Source organism: Pseudomonas sp. GL_103 (genome assembly GCF_057835175.1).
In genome coordinates, this window is sequence record NZ_CM174420.1 from 2,839,773 (window position 1) to 2,863,035 (window position 23,263).

At 62.1% G+C, this 23,263-nt stretch carries 17 protein-coding genes; 12 read left to right on the top strand and 5 right to left on the bottom strand.

Annotation, left to right across the window (positions count from 1 at the left end; translation table 11 throughout):
- Positions 1-157: 157 nt before the first annotated feature.
- The 8 genes from AC3IP0_RS12960 to AC3IP0_RS12995 all read left to right on the top strand — a co-directional run bounded on the left by AC3IP0_RS12960 (position 158) and on the right by AC3IP0_RS12995 (position 11,081).
- On the top strand, positions 158-1,582 hold the full coding sequence (locus AC3IP0_RS12960) for an amino acid permease (protein ID WP_489319614.1): 1,425 nt from the start codon (positions 158-160) through the stop codon (positions 1,580-1,582).
- Positions 1,583-1,937: 355 nt separating this feature from the next.
- Entirely contained in the window at positions 1,938-2,729 is a 792-nt protein-coding gene (locus tag AC3IP0_RS12965; RefSeq protein WP_489327577.1) for an enoyl-CoA hydratase/isomerase family protein, read from the top strand.
- Between the two features lie 40 nt (positions 2,730-2,769).
- Positions 2,770-3,930 carry an acyl-CoA dehydrogenase family protein gene (locus AC3IP0_RS12970; protein ID WP_489319616.1) on the top strand — a complete coding sequence of 387 codons (1,161 nt, stop codon included), beginning with the start codon at positions 2,770-2,772 and terminating at the stop codon, positions 3,928-3,930.
- Between the two features lie 18 nt (positions 3,931-3,948).
- Positions 3,949-6,048, top strand: a complete 2,100-nt coding sequence (locus AC3IP0_RS12975; RefSeq protein WP_489319617.1) for an acetate--CoA ligase family protein — start codon at positions 3,949-3,951, stop codon at positions 6,046-6,048.
- 10 nt (positions 6,049-6,058) lie between these two features.
- Positions 6,059-7,666, top strand: coding sequence for a 5-guanidino-2-oxopentanoate decarboxylase (locus AC3IP0_RS12980; protein ID WP_489319769.1), 1,608 nt, complete (start codon positions 6,059-6,061; stop codon positions 7,664-7,666).
- Positions 7,667-7,690: 24 nt separating this feature from the next.
- A complete protein-coding gene (locus AC3IP0_RS12985) occupies positions 7,691-8,881 on the top strand; it encodes a pyridoxal phosphate-dependent aminotransferase (protein WP_489327579.1) in 1,191 nt (396 codons plus the stop codon).
- A complete protein-coding gene (locus tag AC3IP0_RS12990) occupies positions 8,874-10,289 on the top strand; it encodes an aldehyde dehydrogenase family protein (RefSeq protein WP_489327581.1) in 1,416 nt (471 codons plus the stop codon). The genes AC3IP0_RS12985 and AC3IP0_RS12990 overlap by 8 nt, the downstream gene beginning before the upstream one ends.
- A gap of 87 nt (positions 10,290-10,376) precedes the next feature.
- Positions 10,377-11,081 (top strand): NAD(P)H-dependent oxidoreductase, encoded by a 705-nt coding sequence (locus tag AC3IP0_RS12995; protein WP_489327583.1) that lies wholly within the window; start codon positions 10,377-10,379, stop codon positions 11,079-11,081.
- 83 nt (positions 11,082-11,164) lie between these two features.
- Here the strand turns inward: AC3IP0_RS12995 and AC3IP0_RS13000 are convergent, their stop codons facing one another.
- Positions 11,165-12,235, bottom strand: coding sequence for an RHS repeat-associated core domain-containing protein (locus AC3IP0_RS13000; protein WP_489327585.1), 1,071 nt, complete (start codon positions 12,233-12,235; stop codon positions 11,165-11,167).
- Positions 12,236-12,758: 523 nt separating this feature from the next.
- Here AC3IP0_RS13000 and AC3IP0_RS13005 point away from each other — a divergent pair.
- The 4 genes from AC3IP0_RS13005 (at position 12,759) to aspT (ending at position 17,398) form a co-directional block, all read left to right on the top strand.
- Positions 12,759-13,121 (top strand): DUF6124 family protein, encoded by a 363-nt coding sequence (locus AC3IP0_RS13005; RefSeq protein WP_489319622.1) that lies wholly within the window; start codon positions 12,759-12,761, stop codon positions 13,119-13,121.
- Positions 13,122-13,326: 205 nt separating this feature from the next.
- Positions 13,327-13,782: a hypothetical protein gene (locus AC3IP0_RS13010; protein ID WP_489327587.1), complete on the top strand. Its 456-nt coding sequence runs from the start codon at positions 13,327-13,329 to the stop codon at positions 13,780-13,782.
- A 288-nt stretch (positions 13,783-14,070) separates the two neighbouring features.
- The gene (locus AC3IP0_RS13015; RefSeq protein ID WP_489327588.1) at positions 14,071-15,681 is read left to right on the top strand and encodes a mechanosensitive ion channel family protein; all 1,611 of its coding nucleotides are present in this window, start codon (positions 14,071-14,073) and stop codon (positions 15,679-15,681) included.
- A gap of 25 nt (positions 15,682-15,706) precedes the next feature.
- On the top strand, positions 15,707-17,398 hold the full coding sequence (aspT, locus tag AC3IP0_RS13020) for an aspartate-alanine antiporter (protein ID WP_489327590.1): 1,692 nt from the start codon (positions 15,707-15,709) through the stop codon (positions 17,396-17,398).
- A gap of 97 nt (positions 17,399-17,495) precedes the next feature.
- Here aspT and AC3IP0_RS13025 read toward each other — a convergent pair whose 3' ends face one another.
- Genes AC3IP0_RS13025 through AC3IP0_RS13040 form a run of 4 tightly spaced genes read right to left on the bottom strand, consistent with a single transcriptional unit; the run spans position 17,496 to position 23,257 of the window.
- Complete coding sequence (locus AC3IP0_RS13025) at positions 17,496-19,592, bottom strand: site-2 protease family protein (protein WP_489327592.1); 2,097 nt, start codon at positions 19,590-19,592, stop codon at positions 17,496-17,498.
- Positions 19,592-20,938: an efflux RND transporter periplasmic adaptor subunit gene (locus tag AC3IP0_RS13030; protein WP_489319626.1), complete on the bottom strand. Its 1,347-nt coding sequence runs from the start codon at positions 20,936-20,938 to the stop codon at positions 19,592-19,594. Before AC3IP0_RS13030 ends, AC3IP0_RS13025 begins: the two co-directional genes overlap by 1 nt.
- Positions 20,935-21,741 carry an efflux RND transporter periplasmic adaptor subunit gene (locus tag AC3IP0_RS13035; protein WP_489319627.1) on the bottom strand — a complete coding sequence of 269 codons (807 nt, stop codon included), beginning with the start codon at positions 21,739-21,741 and terminating at the stop codon, positions 20,935-20,937. Before AC3IP0_RS13035 ends, AC3IP0_RS13030 begins: the two co-directional genes overlap by 4 nt.
- Entirely contained in the window at positions 21,722-23,257 is a 1,536-nt protein-coding gene (locus AC3IP0_RS13040; protein WP_489327594.1) for a TolC family protein, read from the bottom strand. The genes AC3IP0_RS13035 and AC3IP0_RS13040 overlap by 20 nt, the downstream gene beginning before the upstream one ends.
- Between the last annotated feature and the right edge of the window lie 6 nt (positions 23,258-23,263).

Sequence of the window (23,263 nt, forward strand, 5' to 3'; positions counted from 1 at the left end):
AACTTACATGGCTTTCCAATAATCGACGCAACCGCCGCAGCGCGGTCTTCGAAGCTTATTGGAGATAATAATAATGAATTGCCGTAAAGCTGATCCCTCCCTGCGCCGTGACGTCCTGTCGCGCGCTGTACACCTCACTGACTGCTGAGGTGCCGACATGAACGAAAACACTGATCGCAGCACTGATCATAAAGGCATCCAGCTGACCCGCGCCCTGAAGAGCAGGCACATTTTCATGCTGTCCCTGGGCGGCGTCATCGGCACCGGGTTGTTCATGGGCTCCGGCGTGACCATCAATCAGGGCGGCCCGGTGGGGGCGATCCTGGCTTACCTGGTCGCGGGTTTCCTGATGTACCTGGTGATGGTCTGCCTGGGTGAACTGTCGGTGCAGATGCCGGTGTCCGGTTCGTTCCAGACCCACGCCACCAAATACATCGGCCCGGCCACCGGGTTCATGATCGGCTGGGTGTACTGGATGAGTTGGGCCACCACCGTGGGCCTGGAATTCACCGCCGCCGGCATGCTGATGACCCGCTGGTTCCCGGAGGTGCCGATCTGGTACTGGTCGGCGCTGTTCGTGGTGGTGCTGTTCGGTATCAATGCCATGGCGACCCGCGCCTTTGGTGAAGCCGAATACTGGTTCTCGGGGATCAAGGTCGCGGCGATTCTCGGTTTCATCGTGGTCGGCGTGCTGGTGATCTTCGGCGTGATGCCCCTGAGCAGCGGCGCACCGGCACCGATGGCGACCAACCTGATCGGCGATTCGTTGTTCCCCAACGGCCTGTCGGCGGTGTTCGCGGTGATGATGACCGTGGTCTACGCGTTCCAGGGTTGCGAGATCATGGGCGTGGCCGCCGGTGAAACCGATCAGCCGGAAAAAAGTATTCCCCGTGCCGTGCGCAACGTGGTGTTCCGCGTGCTGATCTTCTACGTGCTGGCGATCATCGTGCTGTCGGCCATTGTGCCGTGGCAGCAGGCGGGCCTGATGGAAAGCCCGTTCGTGCAAGTGTTCGACATGGTCGGCATTCCCTACGCCGCCGACCTGATGAACTTCGTGATCCTCACCGCGATCCTCTCGGTGGGCAACTCCGGCCTGTATGCCTCGACGCGCATCCTGTGGGCGATGTCGAAAACCGGCATGGCGCCGAAAAGCCTGTCGCATTTGAGCAAGCGTGGCGTACCGCTGCGCGCCTTGAGCATCACCCTGTGCTTCGCGCTGGTGTCGCTGATGACCAGCTTCGTCGCCGCCGACACCCTGTTCATGGTGCTGATGGCGGTGAGCGGCATGTCCGGCACCGTGACCTGGATTGTCATCGCACTGGCGCAGTACAAGTTTCGCAAGGCGTACTTGCGTGACGGCGGCAAACTCAGCGACCTGAAATACCGCGCGCCGTGGTTCCCGGTGCTGCCGCTGATGTGCATCACGCTGTGCTGCTCGCTGTTCGTATTCCTGGCCCTGGATGAAACCCAGCGTCCGTCACTGTATTGGGGCTTTGGATTCATTGCACTGTGCTATGGCGCGTACTTCCTGATCCATCGCAAGCGTCAGGGCGTATTGGCGCCGAGCTTGCCGACTGCCTGATCCCTTGAACTAAACACCGTCCCCTGTGGGAGCGGGCTTGCTCGCGAAGAGGCCCTGTCAGTCACCATCAATGTTGACTGACAGGGCCTCTTCGCGAGCAAGCCCGCTCCCACAGTTGTTTTGTGGTGGATGGGAAAGCTGCGACATACCACGTGTCACCAGTTGTTCGAAGTTGTAACAGCGCTAACGACTTACGCTCGCGCATCTAGAAATAATTCAATAAAACCAATGTGTTATTGAAATTATGAGCTTGTTACAGCCCATTCCCCCGCCGATTGCCGCCTTACTGAACACTCGTTTAGTATGGCCTCAAGTCGCATCACCTCAGACCAATCACAATAATTCGAGGATTCCCATGACCACTCAATCGTCGCTGCTCAGTCAGGTCGAAGCAGGCGTTGCCTGGATCACCCTCAATCGCACTGCCCAGCGCAATGCGCTGGACATTCCGACGCTGAAAAACCTGCACGGCCTGCTCGACGCTTACAACGCCGACCCAGCGGTGCGCGTGGTGGTGCTCACCGGCAGCGGCCGCAGCTTCTGCGCCGGTGCCGACCTCAATGAATGGGCCGATGCCGAAGCCCGGGGTTCGCTGGAAACCTATGGCTGGACCGAAACCGCCCACGCCCTGATGACCCGCCTGCACAGCCTGGAAAAACCTACCATCGCTGCCATCAACGGTACCGCCGTCGGCGCAGGGATGGACCTGACCCTGTGCTGCGACCTGCGCATCGCCGGGCAATCGGCGCGCTTCAAGGCCGGCTACACCAGCATGGCGTACTCGCCGGACGCCGGCGCCAGTTGGCACCTGCCACGGCTGATCGGCAGCGAAAAGGCCAAGCGCCTGCTGTTCCTCGATGAACTGTGGAGTGCTGACCGTGCCCTCGACGCCGGTCTGGTCGGCGATGTCTGTGCCGACGATCAACTGCTGACGGTCACCAGCGAATTGGCCGCACGCCTGGCCGCCGGCCCGACCTTTGCCTTCGCCCAGACCAAAAAACTCATGCGTGAAGGCGCCGAACGCAGCCTGGCGGAACAACTGCAAGCCGAGCTCGCCGCCGGTTTGCTCTGCGGTCGTAGCGAAGACGGCAACGAAGCCCTGCGCGCCGCCATGGAAAAACGCCCGGCACGCTTCATCGGTCGTTGATTCCTCTCCATCTCCCAGAACACGAACAACAGGTAGCAGCATGAATTTCCAACTGACCCAAGAACAAGAAATGTTGGTGGACTCGGTACGCAGCTTCGTCGAGAAGGAACTGCTGCCCTATGAAGAGCAAGTCGACCGCGCCGACGAGGTCTCCCCGGAACTGGCGGCGCAGATTCGCGGCAAGGCGATCGCCGCCGGGTTCTACGCCTTCAACATGCCCGAAGAAGTGGGTGGTGGAGGCCTGGACTACCTGTCCCAGGCGCTGATCGAGCGTGAACTGTCCAAGGTGTCCTGGGCACTGCACGTGTTCGTCGCACGGCCGTCGAAAATCCTCATGGCCTGCACCGGCGACCAGATCAACGATTACCTGTTGCCGTGCATCCAGGGCGAGAAAATCGACTGCTTCGCCCTGACCGAGCCGGGTGCCGGTTCCGATGCCAATGCAATCAAGACCCGCGCCGTGCGTGAAGGCGACGACTTCATTCTCAACGGCAGCAAGCATTTCATCAGCCACGCCGGTCATGCCGATTTCGCCATCGTCTTCGCCGTGACCGACACCTACGAACACAACGGCAAAAAGCGTAACGCCGTAACTTCGTTCCTGGTCGACGGCAACACCCCGGGCATGACCATTCGCCGTGGACCGAAGTGCGTGAGCAACCGGGGTTATCACACCTTCGAAATGTTTTTCGACGACTGCCGCGTGCCGGCCAGCAAAGTGCTGGGCGAAGTCGGCAAGGGTTGGGAGGTGGCCAACGCCTGGCTGACCGCCGGGCGCGTAATGGTCGCGGCCAACTGCGTGGGTCAGGCCCAGCGCGCACTGGACGTGTCCTTGCAATGGGCGGCGGACCGCAAGCAATTCGGCCAACCCATCGGTACTTACCAGGGCGTGTCGTTCAAACTGGCCGACATGGCCACGCAAATCCGCGCCGCCGAACTGCTGACCCTGCACACCGCCTGGAAAATGGACCAGGGCACCATGACCGATGGCGAGGCCGGCATGGCCAAGCTGTTCGCCAGCGAAGTGCTCGGGCGTACCGCCGATGAAGCGGTGCAGATTTTCGGCGGCATGGGCCTGATGGACGAAGGTCCGGTGGAGCGCATCTGGCGCAACGCGCGGATCGAACGGATCTGGGAAGGCACTTCGGAAATCCAGCGCCACATCATTTCCCGCGAGCTGCTGCGGCCGCTGCTGCGCTGATCGGTCTGGAGAATTCCCATGTCCCAAACCATTCGTGACAACCTCAAACGCATGCTCGCGCCGCAACACGTGGCGTTCGTCGGCGGCCGCAGCATGGCCCGCGCCCTCAAGCGCTGTGCCGAGGGCGGCTACCAAGGGCAAATGTGGCTGGTCAATCCGCAGCACGACAGCCTTGAAGGCGTGCCGTGCGTGCGCAGCGTTGCCGAGCTGCCTTGCGGCCCGGACGCGGTATTCATCGCCACCAACCGCGAACTGACGCTGACTTGCGTCGCCGAACTGGCCGCCATCGGCGCGGGCGGCGCGATCTGCTACGCCTCCGGCTTCGCTGAAACCGGCGCCGAAGGCCAGGCCCTGCAACAGCAACTGCTCAAGGCCGCTGGCGACATGGCCTTGCTCGGCCCCAACTGCTACGGCCTGCTCGACTACCTGCACAGCTCCGCGCTGTGGCCAGTGGCCCATGGCGGCAAAGCGGTGGAGAAGGGCGTGGCGGTGCTGACCCAGAGCGGCAACTTCGCCTACAACCTGTCCATGAGCGACCGCTCGCTACCGGTGGCCTACATGGCCTCGGTGGGCAATCAGGCGCAACTGGGCGTGGCTGAACTGATGGACGTGTTGCTCGACGAGCCGCGTGTTACTGCCATCGGCCTGCACCTCGAAGGCTTGAAGAACGTTCCGGGTTTTGCCCGCGCTGCGCACAAGGCGCTGGAGAAGGGCATCCCGATCATCGCCCTGAAAACCGGCGTGTCGCAGATCGGCGCCGAACTGGCCCTGAGTCACACCAGTTCGCTGTCCGGCTCCGATGCGCTGTATGACGCGGTGTTCGACCGTCTTGGGGTGATTCGCGTCAGCGGCCCGGTGAGTTTTGTCGAAACCCTAAAGGCCGCCGCCTGCGGCAACCTGCCAGCGGGCAACAGCCTGATTGCGCTGGCCTGTTCCGGCGGCGACGCCGGGTTGATTGCCGACTACGCCGAACGCAACGACCTGGGCCTGCCGAAACTCGATCAAGGGCAGGTCGGCGAGCTCGCGCAAGTGCTGCCGACCTACGCCAACCTGGTCAACCCGCTGGATTTCACCACGGCGATCTGGGGCGACGGCGAAGCCTTGAACCGCATGCTCGACAGCGCGCTGCGCACCGAAGCCGACGCGGCGATGCTGGTGCTCGACTACCCGTCGGAGTTCACCGGCGAGCGCAAGGAATGCGACCTGCTGCTGGAGTTGTACTGCGCGGCACTGCAACGCCACGGCAAGACCGGTTTTGTCACCTCGGCCTTCCCCGAGCTGCTGCCGGCCCATGCCCGCGAGCGTCTGCATGCGCAAGGTGTTGCGGCGTTGCAAGGCGTTGAAGACGGCTTGGCCGCCTGGGGTCGCATCGCCGGTTATCAACGCAACCGCCAGGTGTTGCTGGCGCTGGGCGAATCGGCGCTGGTGCCGTTGTGCCCGCATGTGCTGGAAGGCGAGGGGCGTTTGCTCAATGAGTGGGATTCCAAACAGGCGTTAAAAGCCTTTGGCCTGCCGACGCCCAACGGCGTTTTGAGCACCCCGGACAAGGCCCTGAAGGACGCCGAAGCGTTGGGCTATCCGCTGGTACTCAAAGCGGTCAGCGCTCAACTGCCACACAAGACCGAGGCTGGCGCCGTGGCGCTGAACCTCAAGGATGGCGCGGCATTGAGTGCTGCACTGGAGAAGATGCGCGGCAGCATTGCCGCTTACGCCCCGGGCGTAGACTTCGATCAACTGTTGCTCGAACCGATGGCCAAGCCGCCACTGGCTGAACTGATTGTCGGCATCAAGCGCGAAAACGATTTCGGCCTCGCCCTGGTGATCGGTGCCGGCGGCATTCTCGTGGAGTTGCTCAAGGACAGTCGCAGCCTGCTGCTGCCGACCACCGACGGCGCGATCCGCAATGCCTTGCTCAGCCTGCGCAGCGCACCGTTGCTGCAAGGTTTCCGTGGTCGCGAATCTGCGGACCTGGACGCCTTGGTGACCGCCATCCGCGCGGTGGCCGACTACGCCTGCGAGAACGCCGCACACCTGCTGGAACTCGATGTGAACCCATTGTTGGTCGGTGCCCAAGGCACGACTGCGGTCGATGCGTTGATTCGCCTCGGCCACGAGTGAGGACATGAATATGCAAAGCAAAACCTTGACCGGTGGCCAGGCCCTGGTGCGTCTGTTGGCCAACTACGGCGTCGATACCGTGTTCGGCATCCCCGGCGTACATACCCTGGAGCTGTACCGCGGCTTGCCCGGCAGCGGCATCCGCCACGTGCTGACCCGCCATGAGCAGGGCGCCAGTTTCATGGCCGACGGCTATGCCCGGGTCAGCGGCAAACCCGGTGTGTGCTTCGTCATCACCGGCCCCGGCGTGACCAATGCCGCCACCGGCATCGGCCAGGCCTACGCCGACTCGATTCCGATGCTGGTGATTTCCAGCGTCAACCACAGCGCCAGCCTGGGCAAGGGCTGGGGCAGCCTGCACGAGTGCCAGGATCAACGGGCGATGACCGCGCCGATCACTGCGTTCTCCGCAGTGGCGCTGACCGCCGAAGACCTGCCGGAACTGATCGCCCGTGCCTACGCGGTGTTCGACAGCGAGCGCCCGCGCCCGGTGCACATCTCGGTGCCGCTGGACGTGCTGTCGGCGCCGATTGCCCGTGACTGGAGCAATGAGGTGGTGCGTCGCCCGGGTCGCGGCCCGGCATCCGCCACCGCCATCGATCAAGCCGTGGCCAGACTCAACGCTGCCAAGCGACCGATGATCATCGCCGGTGGTGGTGCGCTGAATGCCGTTTCGCAGCTGCAAGACATCAGCACCCGGCTCGCCGCGCCGCTGTTCACCAGCGTCGCCGGCAAAGGCCTGCTGCCGCCGGATGCGCCGCTCAACGCCGGCTCATCCCTGTGCGTAGAACCGGGCTGGAACCTGATCGCCGAGGCCGACGTGGTGCTCGCGGTCGGCACTGAAATGGCCGACACCGACTTCTGGCGCGAACGCCTGCCGCTCAATGGCGAACTGCTGCGCATCGACATCGACCCGCGCAAGTTCAATGACTTCTACCCGTGCGCGGTTGCCTTGCACGGCGATGCACAACAAACCCTCAGCGGTGTGCTTGAGCGTCTGCCGTCTGATGTGCGCGATGCCAGCGCTGCGATTGCCTCGGTCGCCGCCCTGCGCGAAGCAGTCAAGGCCAGCCATGGCCCGTTGCAGTCGATCCATCAATCGATTCTCGACCGTATCGCTGCAGAGCTGCCGGACAACGCATTCATCAGCACCGACATGACCCAACTGGCCTACACCGGCAACTACGCCTTCGACAGCCTCGCAATTCGCAGCTGGCTGCACCCGACCGGCTACGGCACCTTGGGATACGGCCTGCCGGCCGGCATCGGCGCCAAATTCGGCGCGCCGCAGCGGCCGGGCCTGGTGCTGGTGGGCGACGGTGGTTTCCTCTACACCGCCCAGGAACTGGCCACGGCTGTTGAAGAACTGGACAGCCCGCTGGTGGTGCTGCTGTGGAACAACGACGCCCTGGGGCAGATCCGCGACGACATGCTCGGCCTGGATATCGAACCCATCGGCGTGCTGCCGCGCAACCCGGATTTCGCCGCCCTCGCTCGCGCGTTCGGCTGCACCGTGACTGAGCCGCAAAGCCTGGCCGAGTTGCAGACCGACCTGCGCCAAGGCTTTAAGCGTAACGGCGTGACCCTGATCGAACTCAAACATGCCTGTGCGCATTGATCTGCATTTCAAGGGGATGAAGCCATGCGCTTTTCCGATCTGACTCAACGAATCGCCGGTGACGGTGCCGCCGCGTGGGATATCCACTACCGCGCCCTGGCACTGCGCGAGCAAGGCGAAGACATTCTGCTGTTGTCCGTGGGCGATCCGGATTTCGACACGCCACAGCCTATCGTGCAGGGCGCCATCGACAGCCTGCTGAGCGGCAACACTCACTACGCCGAGGTGCGCGGCAAGCGTGCCCTGCGTGAAGCCATTGCCAGGCGTCATCAGCAACGCAGCGGCCAATCCGTTTCGGCGGATCAGGTCACCGTACTGGCAGGGGCGCAATGTGCGCTGTTCAGCGTGGCCCAATGCGTGCTCAATCCAGGTGACGAAGTGATCGTCGCCGAACCGATGTACGTCACCTACGAAGCGGTGTTCGGGGCTTGCGGCGCCGTGGTGGTGCCGGTGCCGGTGCGCTCGGAAAACGGCTTTCGCGTGTTGCCCGAAGACGTCGCCGCGCGCATCACCCCGCGCACCCGGGCGCTGGCACTGAACAGCCCGCACAACCCGTCTGGCGCAAGTCTTCCGCGTAGCACCTGGCAAGCCTTGGCCGAACTGTGCATCGCCCACGACCTGTGGCTGATTTCCGATGAGGTCTACAGCGAACTGCTGTTTGAAGGCGAACACGTCAGCCCGGCGAGCCTGCCGGGCATGGCCGAGCGCACCGCGACCCTCAACAGCCTGTCGAAATCCCACGCCATGACCGGCTGGCGCGTCGGCTGGGTGGTGGCCCCGCCATCCTTGGCCGCGCACCTGGAAAACCTCGCGTTGTGCATGCTCTACGGCTCGCCGGACTTCATTCAGGACGCCGCCGTGGTGGCCCTGGAAAGCAACCTGCCGGAACTCGAGGCCATGCGCGAAGCCTATCGCCAGCGTCGCGACCTGGTGTGCGACAGCCTGGCCGATTGCCCCGGCGTGCGGGCGTTGAAACCCGATGGCGGGATGTTCGTGATGCTCGACATCCGCCAGACCGGGCTCAGCGCCCAGGCGTTTGCCGACCGTCTGCTGGATCGCCACGGTGTGTCGGTCTTGGCGGGCGAGGCCTTTGGTCCGAGCGCAGCGGGGCATATTCGCCTCGGTCTGGTGGTCGGCGCCGAACCGCTGCGCGATGCCTGCCAGCGCATTGCCCGTTGTGCTCAAGAACTGATGGAGGCAAAGGTTCATGCTTAATCACAAGACACTGTTTATTGATGGCCGCTGGCAAACCCCGTCGGGGCAGGGCATCGCCGAGGTGATCAACCCGGCCACCGAGGAAGTCTGCGGCAGCGTTCCTCTGGGCGATGAACTGGATGTCGAAAACGCCGTTGCGGCTGCACGCAGGGCCTTCGCTTCATGGTCGCGCACACCGTCCAGCGTGCGTGCCGGTTACATCCGCGCACTGGCCGATCAACTGCGCAATCGTGCCGATGAGATGGCCGCGGTCATCACCACGGAACTGGGCATGCCGGTGCAATGGTGCCGCTCGGTGCAGGTCGACGGACCGATCACTGGCCTTGAGCAGTACGTCGAATTGGCTCATCTCATGGACGAGGTTCGCGAAGTCGGCAATTCGCTGGTGATCCGCGAGGCCGTGGGTGTCTGCGCGTTCATCAACCCATGGAATTACCCGTTGCACCAGTTGATCGGCAAACTCGCTCCAGCCCTGGCCGCCGGTTGCACGGTGGTGGTCAAGCCGAGCCAGGAGACCCCGCTGCATGCCTTCCTGTTGGCGCAAATGATCGAGGACATCGGCCTGCCAGCCGGGGTGTTCAACCTGGTCAGCGGACCGGGCTCGAAAGTCGGTGAAGCCTTGGCTAAGCACCCGGACGTGGACATGGTGTCGTTCACCGGCTCCACCGGCGCCGGGGTGCGAGTCGCGCAAGCGGCGGCGCCATCGGTCAAACGGGTGTGCCTGGAACTGGGCGGCAAGTCGCCGCTGCTGATCGCCGAGGATGCCGATCTGGCAGCGGCCGTGCGCTACGGCGTGCAGGACGTGATGATCAACTCCGGCCAGACCTGCACCGCGCTGACCCGCATGCTGCTGCCGGCCAGCCGTTACGCCGAGGCCGTCGAACTGGCGCTGGCCGAAACCCTGAGCCTGCGCATGGGCGATCCCCTCGACCCGCAAAGCTTCCTCGGCCCGATGTGTTCGGCCGGGCAAAAACGCACCGTGCTCGACTACATCAAGGTCGGCCAACAGGAAGGCGCACGACTGCTGTGCGGCGGTGACACGCCATCAACGTTCGAGCGCGGGTTCTATGTCAGCCCGACGCTGTTCGCCGATGTCGACAACCGCATGCGCATTGCCCAGGAAGAAATCTTCGGCCCGGTGCTGTGCCTGATTCCCTATACCGATGAAGCGCAAGCGATACAGATCGCCAACGACTCGCCGTTCGGCCTGTCCAGCGGCGTCTGGGCCGGCAGTGCCGAGCGCGCCTTGCACCTGGGGCGGCAGATGCGCGCCGGTCAGTGCTTTCTCAATGGCGCGGCGTTCAATTATCAGGCGCCGTTCGGTGGCTACAAACAATCGGGTAACGGTCGCGAATGGGGTGAGGAGGGGCTGAACGAGTTCGTCGAAGTGAAGGCGATCCAGGTGTGACGGTTGGCGATTCAAACTGTTCATCAACCACGATGTTGCTACTCCACACCTTCAACCGATTCGCTGGAAAAAGTCTAAGGAATCACCATGAAAGTACTGATCGTCCACGCCCATCCGGAGCCGCAATCCTTCACCGCCGCGCTGCGTGACCAGGCCGTCGCCAGCCTCGAAGCCCAGGGCCACGAAGTGCAGGTCAGCGACCTGTACAAAATGAACTGGAACCCGGTGGCCAGCGACGCGGACTTCTCGAATCGGGAAAACCCCGAGTACCTGGTCTATGCCCTGGAACAACGCCTGGGCGTGAAGAGCCAGTCACTGGCGCCGGACATCCAGGCGGAACTGGACAAGCTGCTGTGGGCCGACCTGCTGATCCTCAACTTCCCGATCTTCTGGTTCTCCACCCCGGCCATGCTCAAGGGCTGGATTGATCGGGTGTTGGTGTCCGGTATCTGCTATGGCGGCAAGCGTTTCTATGATCAGGGTGGTCTGGCCGGCAAGAAGGCGCTGGTGACCCTGACCCTGGGCGGGCGTGAACACATGTTTGGCGAGGGCGCGATTCATGGCCCGTTGGAGGACATGCTGCGGCCGATTTTGCGCGGGACGCTGGCATATGTCGGGTTTGATGTGCTGGAACCGTTTGTGGCCTGGCATGTGCCGTACATCAGCGAGGAAGCGCGCCAGCAATTTCTGGTTGATTACGGGCAGCGGTTGAAGCATCTGAGTGATGATCAGCCGCTGGTGTTTCCGAAGTTGGCGGAGTTTGATGAGCGGTTGTATCCGCTTAGCTGTTAAATTTTCCATAGACGAGGTCTGCGGTGCGCCGCAGACCCAATTTCAAACACTAGCCCGACTTTATGATGTTGTTGGTGCTCAGATTAAGAAACACGAGCTTTACGCGCATAGGCATCTCTTATGATTTTGCTCACCGTGCGCAATCGATCCGATTGCTTTTCTGCGATCTCAAGGAGTTTGAGGTTGGTTTGTTCGGCGTATGCAATCACCGATGGCAGTTGATCTCCGTACCGCTCGTTCCAAAAAGGGCTGCTGAAATAACTATGCATGTTTCTGAATGCCTTGTTGTTCGTTATTGGGTCATCTAGTAAAGAAATAAAAAATACCTCTCGGACTAAGTCGCGATTAATTATGCCGGGAGTTATTTTTAAGGTTTCAATCGGTGGAGTAGCCTTCAATGCGAGGCTTGTAAGTGATCCGGGGTCGTCAATCTTTAGTCCTGTTGGGTGCCTTTGGTAAATTAATTCGACTTGCTCATTAGTTGTTTCTTTGGGGATTAACTGGGAGAGTTGAGTGCGCTCGGTTATCATTTTCGAAACTACATTGTCGATTTCCTTGTTAAGTTTCGCTTTGTTCATGTATTTCATGAAGCTTTGAACGGGGTGTTTCATAAACTCGAAAGCATGGCCGGAAGGATCGGTGAGATTGGCTGGATCCCCCTTGCAGTACGCATACGAATTCAATCCGCCCTTCCCAAACGGACTCAAACTATCCGGGCTGTTAAACCGCATCAAAACCGGATTAAACGCCCGATACCCATTCCCCAACAAATAATGCCCAGTCACCGGATCCGGCCGTTCACCGTTGAACCCCAGCAAACTGGTCAGGCCGCTTTCGGCGGGGCGATGGCCGTAGGGGGAGTAGGCGATGGGTTGTGGTTGCCGGCCGCTCTTGAGCGTGTTCAGCACCGAGCGTTGCAGGTCCGTGGCTAGCAGGGTGGGTTCGAGCACTCCGTTCTGGCGCTGATGTTGCGCCAGCAACAAGTCATCGTGCTGGACGATTGAGTGTCCGACCGCACCCTGTACCTCGGTGGCCAGGCGGCTTTTGCAGTAGAAACGATGACGTTCCGGGGTATCGGACTGAGTGTGGCTGGTGAGGCGATCCAGAGGATCATAGCGATAACGGCAAATCAGGACTTTTTGAGGGGAAGACATGGCGACTCCAACTCTCATGGACGTGAATGCCTGAATTTGGGTTCAATTGCTTTTGGCGGGTACTAGCAGAACTGATAGGCGGGGGCCGAAAGCTGCGCGGGTTGTACTGAGGCCATCGCGAGCAAGCTCGCTCCCACAGGTTTTTTGGTGTGTGCCAGATGTTCTGCAGCTTGCTGTGCGAAATCTGTTTAACGGCTGTCAGCGTTACTTCCCGCAAGCTACGACGGCTTGCGTCTTTGCCTACAGCTACGCCAGAATCCGCCGGCTTGTGCGTCTTGGAGGCGGGTTTTATCGTTGGCCGGTCGCTGGAAAACAACAGCGATCGGGTTTGGTAGCCCGGTTATCCAGTCGCAGGGCACCACGCTTTGCAGAGCTTTTTTGCTCTGCTTAATGGTGGCCATGCGCAGGGCATCTTCGGATGCGCCGGGTCCTGGATGCCGGTCTACCAACCCGCGTATGGCCGCCACCCATCGTTTGGTAGCGAAGGTTGATGGCTCCTCATCTACATCCAGGAGTTACGTCCATGTTCAAAGTCACACCCAATCCCCCGGACACCGATCCGACATCCCCGTACGAAAGCCTCGACTCCCAAAAACTCCACGAAGCCGCCGAGCGTGCCCTCGATCATTACCTCAACCCCGGCCCCGGCATCATGGCCACGCCACGCGCACCTAGCACGATGTTCATCGTCAACCCCGAACTCTGTACCGAAACCCTGTTGGTGCATGCCTGTGAATCGCTGGCATCGGCCCATGTCATGGCCAACGATCTGGTGGATCATCTGCAAGGAACAAGCCGCAACGCGCTGCTGGGGATTGCGCAAGTGATCATGCTCGGAGAGCTGGCGGTGAACCGGGCGCTGGATCAGCTCGATCCGCCGGAGTAACCGCACATCACCAGTAAACCTGTAGGAGCGAGCAGGCTCACTCCTACAAAACACCCTCCGCTTGTTCGGAAGTCCTTCTCTGCGGGGCCATTGAACTACACTTTTCAGTTGCTCCACCCGATCGGCAGGGCGACGCATGACGTCGCTTGCCATCCGCCAGTCGCCCCAAGGCTTGCCCATTGTGGCAAGCCTGTCGGAGGTCATCATGAGAAGGTTTTCATCGCTTAGCCTGTGCCTTGCCTTATCGGTTTTGAGTGCCCCGCTTTGGGCACAATCGGTGGTGCCGATGAAAGGGCAAAGTTCGCAACAAACCCAGGCCGACATCAACGAATGCAACAGCATCGCCGCCAGCCAGAGCACCTCGACGTCTTCCTCGTCTTCCGGCGGGAGGGTCAAGGGTGCCGCTGTGGGGGCGGCCGCTGGCGCGACGGCTGCCCAGGTGCGCGGCAATCAGCACGACGATGCTTATGATCGCGTCGACGATGACAGGAAACAGGACTATCGCCAGAACCGCGCCAAGGAGACGGCGGCGGCCGGGATGGTGGTCGGTGGTTCACGTCAGCGCCAGGAACGTCGGGCGGACGAGAAAACCACACAGGCAAACACCGCGTCGGCTTACAGCAGTTGTTTGCAGGGCAAGGGTTATCAGGTCAACCCTTGAGTCAGGTACGGAGCACACTGTGGGAGTGAGCCTGCTCGCGATGGCGGCGGCACATTCGACATCCCGGTGCCTGATCCACCGCTATCGCGAGCAAGCTCGCTCCCACAGGGATCTTCAATGTTTCGAGAATCCGGTCAAGCGCACAACTTCTGGGGCTTGAGTTCGCTGTTTCAAGGAATCAGACGGATAAGGAAACTGCCTGTAGCACAAATCTGACAACCGTTCATCGGTGAACTACGCTGCGCTACGTACCCTCGATTTGAATTTTGTGAAGTAAGGATCTGGCACATGCGGAGCAGGCTGCTCGCTGTAATGTTTACTGTTTTCGGGATGTTCTGGTCGGTGCAACTGTGGGCCGAAGATGCGCCGAAAGTGGTTGATGCTCCCGTTGAATTGAAAGTGGCCAACCGCAGCATCATGGTGTTTCGCGCGACCATCCTCGGAGAAGCCCCGGCCTCGCGGGTCAAACGGGCGAAAGCGGTGATCGGTGAAGCGCTGGACGACGCCGACGATCTCAATGTCTCCATCGATCCGATCATGAAAAGCTACATGGTGCTGCTGGGCAGCCGGCGCGCCTTTATCGTTTCGCCCAAGGATTTCGACGAGACTGAATACGACTCGGTACAGCAGGCCGCCGAAGCGGCGGCCGGCAAACTGCGCCAGGTCGTCGCCGAAACCCGGGAAGCCCGCAGCCTGCAGTTGATCCTGCGCTCCGTGGTCGCCGCGTTGATCGCCACCGGCATTTACATCGCGCTGCTGTTCGGCATGTCGTACCTGCGGCGCAGAGTGCTGAAGAAACTGCCCGAACTGATGCATCGGCACACCCAGGCCCTGAAAGTCGGACGGGTTCCGCTGGTCGACGCCAATTACCTGTATCCGTTGGCCAGCCGGCTGCTGGAGCTGGTGCGTTGGTTCCTCGTGTTGCTGCTGACGTACGAATGGCTGGGTTTTGTGCTGTCGCGCTTTCCCTATACCCGTCCCTGGGGCGAAAGCCTCAACAACTATCTGCTGGAACTCGGCGGCTATCTGCTGCAAGGGATCGTCGGCGCCATACCCGGGTTGGGCGTGGCGCTGGCGATCTTCTTCATCGCCCGCGGCGCAACCGCGTTCATGCGCCGGATACTGCGGCGCATGGCTGCACCGGGAACCCTCAGCTGGCTCAACCATGAAACCCTGCAACCGACCCAACGCCTGACGTCCCTGGCGATCTGGCTATTTGCCCTGGCCATGGCCTATCCGTACCTGCCGGGTGCCGGTACCGATGCCTTCAAAGGCTTGTCGGTATTGATCGGCCTGATGATTTCCCTGGGCGCTACCAGCGTGGTGGGCCAGGCGGCGGCGGGGTTGATCCTGACCTACACCCGAACCCTGCGCCCCGGCGAATTCGTGCGCATCGGCGACTACGAAGGCACGGTGACCGAACTGGGTATGTTCACCACCAGCATTCGCACCGGCCTGGGCGAGGTGCTGACCCTGCCCAACTCGATGATCACCGGCACCGTCACCAAGAACTACTCGCGAGTGGTACAAGGCCCCGGCTACGTGGTCGACACCATCGTGACCATCGGCTACGACACGCCGTGGCGGCAGGTGGAGGCGATGTTGCTGGAGGCCGCGAAACGCACGCCGGGGATTCTCGAAGTGCCGCCGGCCCAGGTGTTCCAGACGGCATTGTCGGACTTCTACCCGGAATACCGCCTGGTGGCCCAGGCCATTCCCAGCCAGCCTCGGCCGCGCGCCGTGCTGCTGAGCATGCTGCACGCCAACATCCAGGATGTGTTCAACGAGTACGGCGTGCAGATCATGTCGCCGCACTATCTGGGCGATCCGCAACAAGAGAAATGGGTGCCCAGGGACAAGTGGTACCCGGCCCCCGCGCAAGAAACGAAGGAATCCTGATTACGCTTGAAAGGGAGTTCGCACCATGCTTGAGTTCATTCTCCACGCCCTGCGAACTGACCCGGAAATCGCGGTGTTCCTGGCCATTGCCCTGGGCGTGTTCATCGGCCGCATCCACATCGGCAGTTTTCACCTCGGTTCCGTAGCCGGTGCGCTGTTGATGGGGCTGCTGATCGGCCAGATCGGGCTGGAAGTGCCGACCGGATTGAAGTCGGTATTTTTCGTGATGTTCATCTACGCGGTCGGCTTCAAGAGCGGGCCGGAGTTTTTCGGCAGCCTCAATCGCGGCACGCTGAAACTGGTGGTGTTGAGCGTGGTGCTGTGCGGTACGGCGCTGGCGGCGATCCTGCTGATGAATGCGCTCTTCGATTTCGACGCCGGTTTCACCGCCGGGCTCGGCGCCGGCGCACTGACCGATACGGCGATCATGGGTACCGCCACCAGCGCCATCAATCAACTGTCGATCGACACCGCGGCCAGGGCCCAACTCAACAGCCACATGGCGATTGCCTACGCGATCACGTACCTGTTCGGCACCATCGGCCTGATCGTCTTCGTCGGCAGCATTGCCCCGAAGCTGCTGGGCGTGGACCTCAAGGCGTCGGCACGGGAGCTGGAACTGGAACTGGGCATCGCCAAGGAAGAAGATGCGATCACCGTGCCGTACACCCGCATTGTCGTGCGTGCCCATCAGGTGGCCGCCAATGGTTCGGCGAATGGGCAGCGCATTGCCGATGTGGAGAAACAGTATGAGTCGCTGACCATTGAGCGCGTGGTGCGTGCGGGAACAGTCATCGAGCGTGACGAAGCTTTCACGCTGATGGCCGGGGATATCGTCGGGGTCTATGCCTTACGCGAAGCCGTGGGCACGCTCACCCAATGGATCGGGCCGGAAATCGATCATGCCGAATCCTTGTCTTTCCCGACCCGCGAGGTGGACATCGTCGTGACCTCGCCTGAGTTCGCCGGCAAGACGATCCATCAGGCGAAAAGCCGGATGGAAAGCGCCAGGCGCCTGGGCTGCTTCATCAATACCATCACCCGCCAGGGCTACGAGTTGCCCTTGCTGCCCAACACCGTGCTGCGTCGAGGCGACGTGATTACCCTGACCGGCCGCACCGCCAGTGTCGAAGCTGTGGCCAAGCGGTTAGGGCGGATTCGCGAGAACAACTACAAGAGCGACATCGCCGTGCACACCCTTGGCATGGTGCTGGGCTCGTTGCTGGGGCTGTTGTCGACCCATATCGGGATGATCCCCGTGGAACTGGGCATCGGTGGCGGGGTGTTGGTCGCCGCGCTGGTGATTGGCTGGTACAACTCGCGCCACCCGGAAATCGGCGCGTTGCCGCCCGCCGCACAATGGGCTTTTTCCGAGTTCGGCTTGACCGCGTTCGGAGCGGTGGTCGGCCTGCTGGCCGGTCCCGCGGCTTTTGCCGCGATGAAGGAACAAGGCCTGGCATTGCTGCTGTCCGGCGCCGTGGTCACCATAGTGCCGCCGCTGGTGGCGCTGTACTTCGGCCGCTATGTGCTGCGCCTGCACCCGATGATCCTGTTCGGTGCCCTGGCCGGTGCACAGACCGAAGCGGCGTCGATGAACAAGATTATCGAACAGTCCGGCAGCAACACCCCGGTGATCGGTTTTACCGTGTGTTATGCGATTTCCAATGTGTTGCTGGCGGTGTGTGGGCCGATCATTGTGTTTGTGGTGGCAGGGTAGGAGCTGCCGAAGGCTGCGATCTTTTGATTTTGTTTTCCAGGATCAAAAGATCGCAGCCTGCGGCAGCTCCTACAGATTTTCATAGGCGCCTTGTTTCTCAAAAACCGCTTTCCCTCATCAACACCGCCATCAAATGCGTCGCACCATCAGCCAGCAAGCTGCGCCGTTCCCCTTCGATCTTCAGATGCCCCCTGGTTTCCCGCAGGCTCGGCAAGGGTTCGTCGAGTTGAATCAGTACCTGGAACACTGCTGCGCTGGGGATCAGTGCGTGTTCCGCCGAGGTGGTCGGCACCGGGCCGCCGAAGCGTGAGGACAGCATGCGGTGCGACAGTTGGCTGGCGCGGGTGCTGCCGATCACCAGGACGCGGCCAGTGAGCGGGGTGGTCTGGCCGTCCGGGTAAAAGCGCACGGGGTCGCCGGTGACCATGCGATGCACCTGATCCTGGGCGACATAGGCGTCCACTTGCCAGCTGCGCGGGTCGATCAACATGCCCAGGGATTCCTGGCGACCTACCCACTGGCCGGCTTTCCAGTCCGGATTGACGTCCAGCCAGAGCCCGGCGAAGGATGTTTGCAGGTTAAGCCGGGCGATCTCCGAGCGTGCGGCCCGGGCTTCTTCGAATTGCACATTCAGGCGTTGGCGGGTGACGGCGTCTTCCTGCAGTCCGCCGGGGTCGGCCAACAATCCTGACAGGCGCGCCTCATAGCTGCGGGCATTGGCTTCGCTGCTTTGCAGGCGCGAGGCAATGTCCGGTTCGTCGAGCACGATCAGGGTTTCGCCGGCATTGACGGGGCCTTCGGCATGAATCGATTGCAGGCGCGCCGGGTAGGGTGCATAGACGCGCAACTGGTGTTCGGCACGGGCTACGCCGACCGCGTCGATCTGGCTGTGCCAAGGGATCGCCAGCCCGGCGACAATCAGCGCCAGCACGCCGTAGAACACAAGTTTGCGCCGGCTGGGGATGCCTGCGCGGTGTTGCCACCAATGATTCAATTCGCGCACCACCGGCATGGCGATGAACCAGGACAATTCGACCATGAACAGGATGATCCCCAGCAGTTTGAAGAAGAACAGGTAGACCGCCAGGGCAATCCCCAGGAACAGTACCAGCCGATACAGCCAGGTGAAGATCGCGAACGTCACCAGCAGTCGGCGTTGCCCGGTCGGGAACGCTTCCGGCCAGTCTTCCGGCAAACCCAGCAGATTACGGCGCAGGGTGACCCGCGCCAGGGCCGAGGCGCGCTCGTGCAGGTTGGGAAAGTCCAGCAGGTCGGAGAGGATGAAGTAGCCGTCAAAACGCATGAACGGGCTGGCATTGAGCGCCAGTGACAGCAGCCAGCTGGTGGTCGCCAGGTACAGCAGGGCATTGCGCAGCGGGCCTGGATCACACAGCGCCCAGCCCAGGGTCGACAACCCGGCCAGGGACAACTCGGTGACGATACCGGCCGAGGCAATCGCCAGGCGTTGGCGCGAACGACTGAGTTTCCAGCTCTCGCCCGTATCGGTGTAGAGCATCGGCCACAACACCACGAAGGCGATGCCCATGTGCCCGACCCGCAAGCCCAGGCGCGTCGCCACCAGTGCGTGCCCCAGCTCATGCAGGGTTTTGGCGACGATCAGCGCCAGGGCGAAGCTGAACAGGCCCTCGGTGGAAAACGACTCGACCACGGCGTGGGTAAAGACATCCCATTGCTGCAGGACCAGAATCACCCCCCACAGGCTCAGGGCAAACACCAGCAGGCCCGTGAGCGGGTGAAACAGCCAGCCCAGCGCGCGGGCCAAGTGTTGCAACGGCTGTTGCGGACGCAGCAACGGAATGCGGAAGAACAGGTAATGGTGCAACCACCAGCGCCAACTCAGCCAACTGCCTGCCTCGTCCTTGTCCTTTAGCCGTTCGAGGGCCGCGGGGCCGGCGCGCAGCAGTTGGTGCTGTTCGAGGAACTGGCGGAAGTCGAGGATCTGTTCGACATCCGGTTTGAGCGCGGTGCCTTCAGAAATTTGTTCGCTGATCTGCCGGGGCGACTGCCCCCAGCGCAGCAGACACTCGAACTCCAGCCAGCCGATGCGGTAAAAACGGTTGATCACCGTGTCCTGGATCACCCAGGCCGGTTCGCCGTTGCTGCCGTTGGCGGCTTCGCTCAGGCGCAGGTCTTCGCGCAAGGGCGGCAGGGGCAAGTCAGCGGGATCGAGCATTACCAGCCACTCCACGCCCGCAGCGTCGCTAGCGGCCGGCGCAGCAAGTAGTAACCGAGCATCACACGGCCGCCGTAGAGTTTGGCGGTGCCGTGCAGGCCCAGGCGCGCATGCTCCGGCGCACCCTCGATGCTTGCCAGCAGACGATAGGCGACCACGCCTTCATCGCTGGGGCGCGCCTGGTAACTGGTTTCGAGGATTTGACCCTTGAGCGGGGTCAGCGGGTACGCCGTGAGAAACAGCGTCACTTGCGCCCCGGGCTCGAGGGCGATGGCATCGGCCACCGCCAGCTGGATCAGCATGGCCGGTTGGCTCGGGTCGGCCACTTGCATGATGCGTTCGCCGGTGACCACCGGTTTGCCCAGCCAGTCGTTGGGGTCACTGAACACCGCCACGCCACCGCGCGGTGACAGGACCTTGGTGCGCTTGAGTTGGGCCTGCACCGCCGCCAGTTCGGCCCGGCGTTGCTGGGCCCGGCCCTGGAGCAGGGTCAGCTCGCTTTTGCTTTGTGGGTTATCGAACGCCCGCTGGCTGGCCGCCTGCAACTCGGCATCGGCTACCGCCACTTCCTTGCCCAATACTTCGGCGCGGCTGCGCAGGGTGGTTTCGTCCAGGGAGAACAGCGGTGTACCGGTTTCCACCGGTTGGTTGGGGCGCACCTGGATCTGCTCGATCACGCCGTCGATGGGTGAACTGATGATTTGCGCCTGGCGCGACACGATCTCCGTCGGGGCCAGTGCGGTTTGCCGCACTGGCAGTAACAACAAGGCCCCGAGCACGATCAGGCCCAATAGCAGTTGCTTGCGGTTGGGGCGCCAGCGGCCGAGGCGCCGATGCCGGGTCAGCGCGGCCCAGCAGTAGCCCCAGGTATTGACCAGGCCTTTGAGGTGCTGCCACAACACGGCCGGCGGCGCTTGCTCCAGCAGCAACACCAACAGGCCCAGGCGTTGCCCTTCACGGTCCTGGACCGGAATGCACCAGAGGCCCGACGGCCACCATTCGCTCCAGCCTTCGACGACGTCCGGCGGCGGGGTGGTGGTGTCTGGTGTCAGCCACACCGGTTCGCCATCGGCAACCTGAGTGGCGATCCAGCGACTGGCCCGGCGCAGCCAGACCAGGTACGGCGAATCTTCGCTGGGGCGTGACAGCCCGGAAACGTTCAGCAGCTCCAGCGACGATTCCCGTTGGGCAAAGACCAGCGCCTGATGAAACGGCAACAGCGGGTACAGATCGTTGGCCATGCTGAACGCCAGGGCATTGAGCGAGTCGGCGGCGATTGCCTTGTCCCGCAGGGCATCGAGTTCCAGCAGCAGGTGAGAGTGGGGCAGCGGCTCGTTCATGGTCATGGCTGGGCACTGTTTTGCACTGCATTGTTTTGCTGGGCCGTTTCCTGGTTGAACCGCGCCGTGCCGCTCATGCCCGCCATCAGGTCGGGGTATTTCTGGTCGAGCCGGGCTTCGAGTTCGACCGTCTGGGCCACCGCATCGACCCGCGAGTTGATGGCGCTGACATGGGCTGGGTAGGTCTTGCCGGTTTCATGAATGCTCACTTGCAGCGCCAAGCCGGGCTTGAGGGTCTTGAGCAGATTGGAAGGTACGTTGAGCCGGACTTTCAAGGCGCCGTCGCTGACCAGATCGAACAGTGGCGTACCGGCGGTGACGGTCTGGAACGGTTTGACGTAGACCTTGGCGATACGCCCGGAAAACGGCGCCAGCACCTGGCAGTAGCCGCTCTGGGCCACGCCCATGGCGCGCGCGCCGTCGGCTTTCTGCACCTCGGTGTTGGCCATGGAGACTTCGATGTCGCCCACCGCGTTGAGTTGACGCAGCTGTTTTTTCGCCTCCAGGTTCTGCCTGGCCATGGCCAGTTCGGCGGCCGCCACTTTACTGCGGGCCTCGGCTTCGTTGCAGTTGAAACGGGCGAGCACTTCGGCTTTGGCGACATGCTCGCCGAAACCGGTTTTCATCTCGCCCAGGGTGCCGCTCATCTGGCTCGACAGGGTGGTTTCCAGTTCAGCGGCCAGCAACACGCGAATGGCACTGGCGCTATCGAGGGTGGGGGCCGACGGTGTGTCATCGGCGTTGACGGGCAGGATCAGACAGGCCAACAACAGGGCCCCGATACGGGACTCAAGGGCGGTTTTGCACATTCGGCGTTCCTTGCTGGGTGATGAGCAGACGTTGCTGTTCCTGTTCGTTCAAGGTGCGCTGGATTTCCCGGGCCAGGGTCTTGACGTCGTGTTTGGAGATTTCATCCGGCAGGACGTCCAGCCCTACGGAGTTGTACAAGCGACCCCACGCCGCCTGGGCACTGGAGAACGCCGCTTCACGCTGGTAGCGCGACAGCAGGTAGCGACCTTCGGAGCGGATCACCTCAAGCTCGGAACCCAGGGCGCCGGTTTTCGCCGCCTGGGCGTAGTCGAGCAGGCTGCGGTCGACCCGCAGGCTGTCTTCGGTGAACTCCACTTCCTGGCGCGCCAGTTGATAGCGCAGGGTGCCGACCCGCACCTGGGTCAGGATCGCCATGGACAGCGCCACCCGGCGGTTGTCGTCGGTTTCGCTCTGGGATTTTTGCGCGGCATTGAGCGATGGCAATTGCAGCAGGCGCAGCAGGTTCATCGAGACTTGCAGCCCGGTGGCGTTCCAGTCGCTGTTGTAGAGGTACTTGTTGGTATCGTACCGGTAGCCGAAATCCGCGGTGACGTTAGGCCACAACTGTGCCTTGGCAATGTCCAGGTCTTTCTGGTTGACCCGCTTGCGATACCACTCTTCCATGATTTCCGGGCGGTGTTCCAGAGACAGTTGCTCCAGCTGCGCCATGCTCTGACGCACTTCCGGCAGCGGTGGATCCGGCATGTCAGCCAGGATCATTTTCGAGCCCGGCGGCAATGACATCAGCGCGGCGAGTTCGGCCTGGGCGAATTCCAGGTCCTGGCGGCGCACAGTCAGCAGGTAGATGGAGTCGAGCAGGGCGCGCTGGTAGGCGAGGATCTCCTGGCGTGGCAACAGGCCACGTGTTTCGGCTTCACGGGCGGAGGTCAGCGCGGTGTGGGTGCGCATCAGCAGCTTGTCCACTTCGGGCATCAGCCGTTGCGCGCCGAGGGCGCGCCAGTAGGCGTTGCGCACATCCTGCAAGACGTTCTGCGCGACTTTGCGCCGACGCTCCTCGGCCATGAGGATCTGATCGGACTTTTGCTGGGTGCGGTAATAGGCCACGCCGAAATCCAGCAGGCTCCAGCTCAGGCCCAGGCCATACAGCTCGCGATAGCGCTCCTCGGAGGTCGACGGACGCAAGCTGACCTGGCGGTCTTCGATACCGATGGAGGTACCGCCCGAATCGTTGTTACGCCCGGCATAACCGGCCGAGGCCACCAGCTTGGGCAACATCTCATGGCTGGAGACATCGCGCAGGTCCGACGCCAGGGCGCTTTCCATGAGTTTGAGGCGGTAGTCGAGGTTGTATTTCAACGCCCGGGCGGCCGCTTCATAAAAGTTGATGGGCGCGGTGACCGGCTCCTGTCCGGAATACATGCGCGATTGATCGGCGAGGATGCGCTGCCGGTTCTCTTCGTCGGTGGCGGGCTTGGGCTCCAGTGACGAACAGGCACTGAGCAGCAATGCAGAAACGATGGCGGAACTGATGAACCTCGTCGCATGTATCGGCATTTTCAA

What these genes read in the sequence shown, in the direction of transcription:
- AC3IP0_RS12990 (WP_489327581.1), top strand. Translation starts at nt 8,874, where the DNA reads ATGCTTAATCACAAGACACTGTTTATTGATGGCCGCTGGCAAACCCCG.
- aspT (WP_489327590.1), top strand. Translation starts at nt 15,707, where the DNA reads ATGCTTGAGTTCATTCTCCACGCCCTGCGAACTGACCCGGAAATCGCG.
- AC3IP0_RS12970 (WP_489319616.1), top strand. Translation starts at nt 2,770, where the DNA reads ATGAATTTCCAACTGACCCAAGAACAAGAAATGTTGGTGGACTCGGTA.
- AC3IP0_RS13005 (WP_489319622.1), top strand. Translation starts at nt 12,759, where the DNA reads ATGTTCAAAGTCACACCCAATCCCCCGGACACCGATCCGACATCCCCG.
- AC3IP0_RS13035 (WP_489319627.1), bottom strand. Translation starts at nt 21,741, where the DNA reads ATGTGCAAAACCGCCCTTGAGTCCCGTATCGGGGCCCTGTTGTTGGCC.
- AC3IP0_RS12985 (WP_489327579.1), top strand. Translation starts at nt 7,691, where the DNA reads ATGCGCTTTTCCGATCTGACTCAACGAATCGCCGGTGACGGTGCCGCC.
- AC3IP0_RS12965 (WP_489327577.1), top strand. Translation starts at nt 1,938, where the DNA reads ATGACCACTCAATCGTCGCTGCTCAGTCAGGTCGAAGCAGGCGTTGCC.
- AC3IP0_RS13030 (WP_489319626.1), bottom strand. Translation starts at nt 20,938, where the DNA reads ATGACCATGAACGAGCCGCTGCCCCACTCTCACCTGCTGCTGGAACTC.
- AC3IP0_RS12960 (WP_489319614.1), top strand. Translation starts at nt 158, where the DNA reads ATGAACGAAAACACTGATCGCAGCACTGATCATAAAGGCATCCAGCTG.
- AC3IP0_RS12975 (WP_489319617.1), top strand. Translation starts at nt 3,949, where the DNA reads ATGTCCCAAACCATTCGTGACAACCTCAAACGCATGCTCGCGCCGCAA.
- AC3IP0_RS13025 (WP_489327592.1), bottom strand. Translation starts at nt 19,592, where the DNA reads ATGCTCGATCCCGCTGACTTGCCCCTGCCGCCCTTGCGCGAAGACCTG.
- AC3IP0_RS13015 (WP_489327588.1), top strand. Translation starts at nt 14,071, where the DNA reads ATGCGGAGCAGGCTGCTCGCTGTAATGTTTACTGTTTTCGGGATGTTC.
- AC3IP0_RS12995 (WP_489327583.1), top strand. Translation starts at nt 10,377, where the DNA reads ATGAAAGTACTGATCGTCCACGCCCATCCGGAGCCGCAATCCTTCACC.
- AC3IP0_RS13040 (WP_489327594.1), bottom strand. Translation starts at nt 23,257, where the DNA reads ATGCCGATACATGCGACGAGGTTCATCAGTTCCGCCATCGTTTCTGCA.
- AC3IP0_RS12980 (WP_489319769.1), top strand. Translation starts at nt 6,059, where the DNA reads ATGCAAAGCAAAACCTTGACCGGTGGCCAGGCCCTGGTGCGTCTGTTG.
- AC3IP0_RS13010 (WP_489327587.1), top strand. Translation starts at nt 13,327, where the DNA reads ATGAGAAGGTTTTCATCGCTTAGCCTGTGCCTTGCCTTATCGGTTTTG.
- AC3IP0_RS13000 (WP_489327585.1), bottom strand. Translation starts at nt 12,235, where the DNA reads ATGTCTTCCCCTCAAAAAGTCCTGATTTGCCGTTATCGCTATGATCCT.